6 protein-coding genes are annotated in these 8,142 nt (G+C 70.2%); 4 read left to right on the plus strand and 2 right to left on the minus strand.

Features of this window, described 5'->3' with window-relative positions; genetic code table 11:
- The first annotated feature begins 944 nt into the window (after positions 1–944).
- The 3 genes from ACFOYX_RS30740 (at position 945) to ACFOYX_RS30750 (ending at position 3,025) form a co-directional block, all read left to right on the plus strand.
- Positions 945–1,253 (plus strand): hypothetical protein, encoded by a 309-nt coding sequence (locus tag ACFOYX_RS30740; RefSeq protein WP_322444099.1) that lies wholly within the window; start codon positions 945–947, stop codon positions 1,251–1,253.
- A gap of 489 nt (positions 1,254–1,742) precedes the next feature.
- Entirely contained in the window at positions 1,743–2,693 is a 951-nt protein-coding gene (locus ACFOYX_RS30745) for an NADP-dependent oxidoreductase (RefSeq protein ID WP_322444100.1), read from the plus strand.
- A gap of 80 nt (positions 2,694–2,773) precedes the next feature.
- Positions 2,774–3,025 carry a hypothetical protein gene (locus ACFOYX_RS30750; RefSeq protein ID WP_322444101.1) on the plus strand — a complete coding sequence of 84 codons (252 nt, stop codon included), beginning with the start codon at positions 2,774–2,776 and terminating at the stop codon, positions 3,023–3,025.
- Between the two features lie 248 nt (positions 3,026–3,273).
- Here ACFOYX_RS30750 and ACFOYX_RS30755 read toward each other — a convergent pair whose 3' ends face one another.
- Together ACFOYX_RS30755 and ACFOYX_RS30760 are read right to left on the minus strand one after the other, a co-directional pair.
- On the minus strand, positions 3,274–4,017 hold the full coding sequence (locus tag ACFOYX_RS30755) for a hypothetical protein (protein WP_322444102.1): 744 nt from the start codon (positions 4,015–4,017) through the stop codon (positions 3,274–3,276).
- Positions 4,010–4,510, minus strand: a complete 501-nt coding sequence (locus tag ACFOYX_RS30760) for a SigE family RNA polymerase sigma factor (protein WP_322444103.1) — start codon at positions 4,508–4,510, stop codon at positions 4,010–4,012. The genes ACFOYX_RS30755 and ACFOYX_RS30760 overlap by 8 nt, the downstream gene beginning before the upstream one ends.
- Before the next feature lie 184 nt (positions 4,511–4,694).
- Here ACFOYX_RS30760 and ACFOYX_RS30765 point away from each other — a divergent pair, with 184 nt between their 5' ends.
- The gene (locus tag ACFOYX_RS30765) at positions 4,695–7,925 is read left to right on the plus strand and encodes a S8 family serine peptidase (RefSeq protein WP_322444105.1); all 3,231 of its coding nucleotides are present in this window, start codon (positions 4,695–4,697) and stop codon (positions 7,923–7,925) included.
- The last annotated feature ends 217 nt before the right edge of the window (positions 7,926–8,142 follow it).

Consider the following 8,142-nt stretch of genomic DNA (forward strand, 5'->3'; position numbering starts at 1 on the left):
CGCAGCCCACCAACGTCAGCTCACCACGCTGACCTCGATAGATGCCCTATCTGAACGGCATTGTGTCAAGGGTCAGGGCTGATGACGTCGATGCTGGTGGTGGCTTTGTAGCTGCGTCGGTCGATGTTTGGGCCGCGGGCTTGGTACTTGGAGTTCGAGCGTTTGATCATGCGAGTCTTGGTGCATAGGCGGCGCTCGGATAGCAGGTTGGCCAGGACCCGTCGACGGTCAGGACGAAGCTGTTAAGGAAATCAAGGCGACGCCCAAGCTCGACCCACCAGCCGCGCTTGCGGCTGCGTTGCTGGGCGACCTCCGGCCGGCATCGCGCGCCGCGGCGTCGGCAAACCTGCCTGCCGTCCGCGGTGCCCACCCTCAAAGCCGCATACGTCCGTCCGCTGCGCCAGGGCGGTGGATGTCGCCCATGGATGTCAAACCACGAGAGGTGAGTGTCGGCATGATGGCCGGGTGGCGGCAGTAGAGGCATGGTTCCTGGGTGGGCCGGTCGACGGAAGACTGATGCCGGTGGAGGTCACCGCCGAGGGCAGCCCGCCGGCGGTGGTCAGGCTGCCTCAGACGGGCTTCTACGTCGGGGCGAGCGATGTCGGGGCAACCGCGGTCGAGCACGTCTACGTCCTCACTGACAGGCTCGATGACACCGAGGTCTACCAGTACCGGCAGCCCGCCTCACCACGGGCAGCCCTGCTCGACGCCTCAGCAGTTCACCAACTACAGGTAAGGCCCGGCCGCTCCCCCTGGCCAGCTGACACATCACGCATCGCTACCTGGGCAAACATCGTCGCTGTTGGTCGTCGTTCGTCATGCTCGTCTGGCGGTCGACGGCCTGGTGACGGCTTGCGCGATCGACCTGCTGTATCGAAAGGGCCGGACAGGGCGGCCCCTGAGAGCAGGCAACCGGGAACGATCTGCCAGACAGCCGGTGAGGAATGATCGAGATCCTTTACTTCGATGGATGCCCCAACCATGAGGGCCTAGAGACGCGGATACGGTCACTGTTGGCCGCTGCTGGCATCGAGGAGACGATCACTCACCGTTGCATCGACTCGGACGAGCAGGCGCGGGCAGAACACTTCCTTGGCTCGCCCACCGTGCGCGTCAACGGCATCGACGTTGACCCGGAGGCGGCCAGCCGCGACGCCTACGGGCTGATGTGTCGCGTGTACGTCACGGACGACGGGCTGCGTGGCAAACCCTCAGACCAGTGGATCATCAGTGCGGTGCAACGCAGCAGGTGACTTGGCGCAGGAGCGTTCTGTAAATCCGTCGCGAAAGCTACAGAGGTTCGAATCCTCTACCCGCCACCAGGTGCGAGAACGGCCCTGACCAGCAAAAATTCGGTCGGGGCCGATCTTGTTTGGTCCCGCCGGGTCCAGCCATTACCTGCCGTCGCTCACGGTTCCGGGGCGTATCGGGGGGAGGATCGGGAGCTGGCTCATGGGTCGGGAAAGAGGGCAACAGCAGCATCCGACCTAGTGCCTCGCCTTTGCACGTTGATCGTGTAACCCGCCCATGCCTGGCTTCGGCGGTCGCCGCCAGACCACCGCCGCGTGCTACTGCCCGGGAGCGCCCCTGATCCAGCGCGCTTCTGCACGGAAGGGGCAAGGGTTACGGAAGTCCGGCAGGCGGCTGCCGAACCTCCAGATAATGCAGGAGTCAGACTGCGATTATCCCCAGGGGCGGCCGGCGGGCTGATCGACATGTGGTCGGGAAGGAGCAGTCGTCGGATGAGCACGATGCACGCCGTGAGAGCTCACACCAGGGGCGGGCCGGAGCAACTCGTGTACGAGGAGGCGCCGCGGCCCGAGCCAGGGCCTGGTGAGGTGTTGGTGGCCGTGAAGGCCGCTTCCATGACACCCACCGAGCTCACCTGGTCGGCAACCTGGACGCACAGCTTGGACGGGACAGGACCCGAGCGCACCCCGATCATCCCGTCGCACGAGTTCTCCGGAGTCGTCGCGGCGTCCGGGGCGGGGGTGGAGAGCCCCGCCGAGGGGGAGGCCGTCTACGGCTTGATCCCTTTCACCCGCGATGGCGCGGCCGCCGAGTACGTCGCCCTGCCCGCGGCCGTCGTGGCGGCCAAACCCGCCACCGTTGACCATGACCACGCCGCGGCGCTCCCACTGGCTGCGTTGAGTGCCTGGCAGGCACTGGTGGACCACGCCGACCTGCAGGCCGGCCAGCACGTGCTGGTGCAGGGCGGCGCCGGCGGTGTGGGGATCTACGTGGTGCAGCTCGCGGCCGGTCTCGGTGCTCGCGTGAGCGCCACGGCGGCGGCGGCCGACCTGGAGTTCGTCAAGGGTCTGGGTGCCGAGCAGGTCATCGACTATGCGCACGACCGCTTCGAGGATCACGTCAGCGACGTGGACGTGGTCGTTGATCTTGTCGGAGGAGCCACGCAGTCGCGGTCCTGGCCGGTCCTGAAACCGGGCGGTGTCCTGGTCACTCTCGCCACGCCTCCCGACCAGCAGGAAGCAGCCCGGCATGGCGTTCGTGGGGTGTACTTCATCGTCGAGCCCGACCAGAACGCGTTGCGTTCCATCGCCGAGCTCGTCGATAACGGCCGGTTGAGGCCGGTGCTGGACCGAGTGCTGCCCCTCACTGAGACGCGCTCAGGTTACGAGGCACTCGAGACGGCCAAACGCCGCGGTAAGATCGTCATCCACGTCGCTGACTAGTCACTGCCGTCGGTGCCGCTGTGCGCACGTGTGGCCCGCTGTTCGATGAGGCCGACCTCGACCCCGATCACCGGCCAGCTATGACGCTGATTCTGGAAGCCCTCGCCCTGGCCAGCCGCGGGTCCGCGGCCGATGAGGGTCTCGAGCCCCACCCGGTGCCCACGGTCTACTACATGAGCCCGTCGCGGCCCAACTGCGTCGTCAACATCGCGCCGTACTGGGACAAGAAGGTTGCCACCATGGACGCGCTCGAGTCGCAGCTGGAGTTCTCCGGCCGACACTGGTCGGAGGCCATGAAGCCGGAAAACCTCGAGGCGCTTGTTCCCGGGTAGGCCGACCTGGGAAGCGATGTCTTGCCCTCGACGTGTCGTCGCCTGGTGAGCGCGGTCGAGGTGTTGGTGTCGGGGCGGGGCGGGCTGGCGATGGCCGGGCAGCGGCCGCCTTCGCGTGCGGGTTCGTGTGGTCGACCAGGCGCTTGACGAATTGCCGTTCGACCTCGAGGAGGAGGCCAGCCGGTGCCGCAGCTGCGCCAAAGCACCGCGCCGGTCGGTGCCGCTGTGGTTTCTGTTCGCCCCTCTGCTCAACGCGTGGGGCTGCTTCCCCCGCCCGACGACTCAGTGACGGCGGGACCACGGTCCTCGAACTCGTACGTGGTGGTGAGGCCCTCGGGAAGGTCGGGGACCAGGGCATTGGTGCCGTCGACCACCTGGAGGTAGCGGCGATCCTGGAGGATCGAGTAGCTACGGTCGGCGATCTGCTCGATCTTGAAGAGCTGCGTCTGCGTGGTCGGATCGCACACCCGGTCGCGGACGCTGCCCGGCGCCGCGTCGTGCACGACGGTCATGCAGACCTGGCTGCCGCTGCGCGGCGCTGCCAGCATGATCCGGAATTTGTCCCCCTCGGGGTGTAGGACCCACAGCGCCCGGTCGTCGATGCCCTGCTCGGTGGTGGCCCGCACCCGGTCGTCGTCCCGGCCGATCGCCAACGCGGCCCCGCCCATGCCGGGCACCACGATCAGGACCTGCCGCCGGCCGCCGAGGATGTCCAGCGGTCCCGCTGACGCGGTCACGGACGGGGCGACCGATGGCGGGACCTCGCCCGCTGGGCCAACAACACCCCGGTCCGGCGTCTCAACGGCGTCCCGCGACGGCAGCAGGATGGCGCCAGCGGTCACGATCAGCACGGCCAGGCCCGCGCCGGTGACGGCCGCCCGGCGCCGCCGGCGCTGGTCGCTGCGGCGGCGCAACGTCTGCGCCCCGGGCAGCGTCGTGACGTGCCGGACCCTGTCGACGATTGCCGTGAGGTCATCGTGACGATCAGCCATGGGAGGCCCCCTTGTGGTGCGCCTCGGTCAGCAGCTCGGCCATTGCTCTCCGACCGCGGGCGAGGTATGTCTTGACGGTCCCGATCGGCGCCTGCATTTCGGCTGCCACCTCGGCAACGCTGAGATCGTTCAGGTGGTACAGCACGACGGCGCGGCGCTGATTGGCGCTCAGCCGCTGCAGCGCCTGGAGCAGGGCGACGTGGTCCTCGCTGAGCCCGGGCACGCTCTGGTCGACGGCGGCCCGGCGGTGTGCACGTAGCCGGTTCAAGGTCTTGCGCCAACTGCTCACCGCGATTCGGGAGGCGACCCGGCGGACCCACGCCTCCGGGCTGTCCGCCTCCCGCACAGTCCGCCAGCGCTGCCAGGCCCGCATGAAAGCCTCGGCGACGGCGTCCTCCGCCTCGCCGCGGTTGCCCGTCAGCGCATAGAGGTGACCCACGATCCGTCCCGCACAGGCCGCGTAGAAGGCATCGAACTCCTCGGCGTCACGCATCTGACCTGCACCTCCCCCACAACCTCGTCTCGTGGTCACCGCCGAATGAGACCCGGGAGGGACGCCCGGCCCCAACTGCGCGGTGCGGGATTGTGGCAAGCGTCACACCATGAATGATCAACCCGTCGAGCGGGCCAGGCGTCATCGTGCCGTCCCGGGAGAGGCCCGTGACGGAGAGGACGATGTGCGACGACGGCAACGACGCGCCCTGACAGCCGCGGTGCTCGCGACCGCGCTGGCGGCGGCGGGCCTCACGGCTTCCCCGGCGGACGCGCAGGAGAAGCCGGGGGCCACGGTCTCCGGCAAGCCCGGCACCTTCACGTTGATCACCGGGGATCGGGTGTCGCTGGACGCGGACGGTCACCTGGAGATCCAGCGGGGGCCGGGGCGGGCCGGCATGCGGTTCGTGAGCAGCCGGGAGGGAGGTCACCAGTACGTCGTCCCGGTCGACGTGATGCCGCTGCTGCACGACGGGCGACTCGACCGGCGGCTGTTCGACCTCACCGCGCTCGGCGAGTTCGGCTACGACGACCGGACGGCCGAGCTACCGCTGCTGGTCGCGTACCCGGAGAACATGGCGGCGCAGGCGCGGTCGGCCGCCGTTGGGGGTGCCGCGCGGGTGCGGGCAGACCTGCCCGCCGCCCACGCGTTGGCCGTGCGGGCGGACCGGGACGACCGGGTGACGCTCTGGTCGTCACTCACCCGCGGCACCCCGACGGAGCGCACGCTCGCCGCCGGGATCACCCACGTCTGGCTGGACGGCAAGCGCCGGGTCTCCCTGGATCGCAGCGTGCCACACATCGGTGCTCCGGCGGCCTGGCAGGCCGGCTTCGACGGCACCGGCGTCACCGTGGGCGTGCTGGACACCGGGATCGACGCCGGCCACCCCGACTTCGCCGGACACCTCGGCGAGGTCCGGGACTTCACCGGCGGTAACGACCCGAGTGACTCGGTCGGCCACGGTACCCATGTGGCGTCGACCATCGTGGGCAGCGGCGCCGCCTCCGGCGGCAGGTACCGCGGCGTGGCACCCGGCGCGAAGCTGCTCGTCGGCAAGGTCTGCGCCACCTACGAGTGCCAGGACTCGGACATCATCACCGCGATGCAGTGGGCCGCGCCGCAGGCCAGGGTGGTCAACCTGAGCGTGGGCGGCACCGACACACCGGGTCTCGACCCGCTGGAGACCGCCGTCCAGGACCTGAGTCACCGGTACGGCACACTCTTCGTGGTCGCCGCCGGCAACGAGGGCAAACCGAAGTCGGTCTCCTCGCCGGCCACCGCCGACGACGCCCTCGCCGTCGCCGCGGTCGACGCCGACGACCAGCGGGCGTACTTCTCCAGCAGGGGTCCCCGCATCGGCGACAACCACATCAAGCCCGAGATCAGCGCGCCGGGCGTCGACATCGTGGCGGGTGCCCCGGGCGGCGGTTACGCCTCCATGTCCGGCACGTCGATGGCCACCCCGCACGTGGCGGGTTCGGCCGCCATCCTCGCCGGACAGCACCCGGACTGGTCCGGCCCGCAGCTCAAGGCCGCGCTGATGGACTCGGCCGAGCCGGCCGGCGACGGCAGCCTGTACGAGCTGGGCGCGGGGCGTGTGGACGTCGGTCGCGCGGTCGCCCAGCCGATCGCCGCCGAGGTCGCCGTGATCGACTTCCCGGTCCAGCGCTGGCCGCACGCCGACGACACCCCGTTCACCCACGTCGTCGGCTACCGCAACACCGGCACCGCGGCGGTCACCCTGTCCCTGACCATCGCCCCGGCGCCGGCCGGCATGCTCACCGTCAGCCCGGCCACCCTGGTGGTGCCGGCCGGCGGCCGCGTCGAGGCGACGATCACCGTGGACACCCGGGTGGACGCCCCCGACGGCGTCTACCAGGGTGCGCTGACCGCCACCGGCGCCGGGGACCTGCGGGTACGGACGCCGTTCGCGCTCAACAAGGAGATCGAGAGCTACGACGTCCGGCTCGACCACACCGGCCGCGACGGCGGACCGGCCACGGAGTACCGGACCGTGGCGGCGAACCTGGCCACCGGCGAGTTCACCACCCTCGACGGGCAGCCGGGCGGCGGCACCATGCGGCTGCCCAAGGACCGGTACGCGTTGTACAGCACCCTCCACGAGGGCGAGGTGTCGACCCTGCTCGTGCAGCCGGTCCTGGACGTACGCGGCCCGGTCACCGAGGCGATCGACGCCCGCACGGCCCGGCCGGTCTCGCTGACCGTGCCCCAGCGGGACGCCGAAGCGCTCGCGGTCAACGTGAGCGCCAACTGGGACGACGGCTTCCGCTACCCGGGTGTCCAGCTCAGCGGGGTGTCGTTCGCGGACGTCTTCTTCGGCCGGATCGGGCCCGCCGTCGCGGCGCCCGAGTTCGCCGCGACGTTGGGCGTCGGGCTCGCCCGCCCGGGCACCGACCGGACGTTCCGGAACAGCCCCTACACGTACGACCTCGCGTACGTGCGCCAGGGCGACATGTTCACGGGGCTGACCAGGAAGCTGTCGCCGGCGAACCTCGCCACCGTCAAGGCGACCTACCGGAGCCAGTCCACCACCGCGACCGCCGTCCGCTTCCACCGTGCGGCGTCCCCCGGCGGCCCCGGCCCGATCGGTTCGAGCACGTCGTTCGACCTGCCGTTCCACGCCACCGAGTACTACAACACCGACGGCGGCATCGTCTGGACGTCCACGTTCATGGAGGGCGACAACCTCACCACGCAGGAGTCCACCTTCCAGCCTGGCAGGACGTACACCCAGACCTGGAACGCGGCGCCCTTCGGGCCCACGGTGGGCGGGGCCCCGACCTGGTCGCCGCTGGGGTACGCGGGCCGCGACGGCGACACCATCTCGGTCGCGTCGCCACCCCTGTTCGGCGACGCGAGCGGCCGCCCGGCCAGCCGCGACGACCTGCAGGTCCAGTTCCGGTTGTCGCGCAACGGTAAGGAGATCGCCACTGCGGACGGCCCGTACGCGGACTTCTCGGTGCCCGCCGGCAAGGCCGCCTACCGCCTGGAGGCGACCGTCACCCGCGGCGCCCCGGACACCCTGTCGACGTCGGTCTCGGTGGCCTGGACCTTCACCTCGGCGCACACGTCGACGTCGGAGCGGCTGCCCCTGACCACGGCACGGCCGATGCCCGTGCTCGACGACACGAACACGGCCCGGGCGGGCCGGACGATGACCATCCCCGTGGCGCTGGACCGGCAGGCGGGCTCGGCGGCCGCGCCGAACCGGACGCTCGGCGTCTCCGCATCGTTCGACGACGGCAGGACGTGGGTCGCGTTGCCGGTCACCCGGGGCGCCGCCCTCATCACCCATCCGCGGCGGCCCGGCTTCGTGTCGCTGCGCCTGACCGCCACCGACACCGACGGCAACACGGTGGCGCAGACGATCCAGCGGGCCTACCGGATCGCCTGAACCACGGTCCGGGGCGGCTGCCTGCCGCTGCCGCCCCGGACTGCGGCTTCCGCCGATCACCCGCGCGTTCCGGGCGAGCGTGGTCGCGGCGGGCAGCGACCACTATGACCCCGCCCAGGGTCTTAGCTTGTCGTTTAACCTCCCGGCCCGATTGGCTGCGGATTCGGCCGGGGATCGTTTTGTACATTGTGGACAGTAAGCGGCCTTGGCGTGATCA

It is taken from the genome of Micromonospora sp. GCM10011541, assembly GCF_042650725.1.
In the GTDB taxonomy this organism is placed as follows: Bacteria; Actinomycetota; Actinomycetes; order Mycobacteriales; family Micromonosporaceae; genus Micromonospora; species Micromonospora sicca.

What these genes read in the sequence shown, in the direction of transcription:
- ACFOYX_RS30740 (WP_322444099.1), top strand. Translation starts at nt 945, where the DNA reads ATGATCGAGATCCTTTACTTCGATGGATGCCCCAACCATGAGGGCCTA.
- ACFOYX_RS30745 (WP_322444100.1), top strand. Translation starts at nt 1,743, where the DNA reads ATGAGCACGATGCACGCCGTGAGAGCTCACACCAGGGGCGGGCCGGAG.
- ACFOYX_RS30750 (WP_322444101.1), top strand. Translation starts at nt 2,774, where the DNA reads ATGACGCTGATTCTGGAAGCCCTCGCCCTGGCCAGCCGCGGGTCCGCG.
- ACFOYX_RS30755 (WP_322444102.1), bottom strand. Translation starts at nt 4,017, where the DNA reads ATGGCTGATCGTCACGATGACCTCACGGCAATCGTCGACAGGGTCCGG.
- ACFOYX_RS30760 (WP_322444103.1), bottom strand. Translation starts at nt 4,510, where the DNA reads ATGCGTGACGCCGAGGAGTTCGATGCCTTCTACGCGGCCTGTGCGGGA.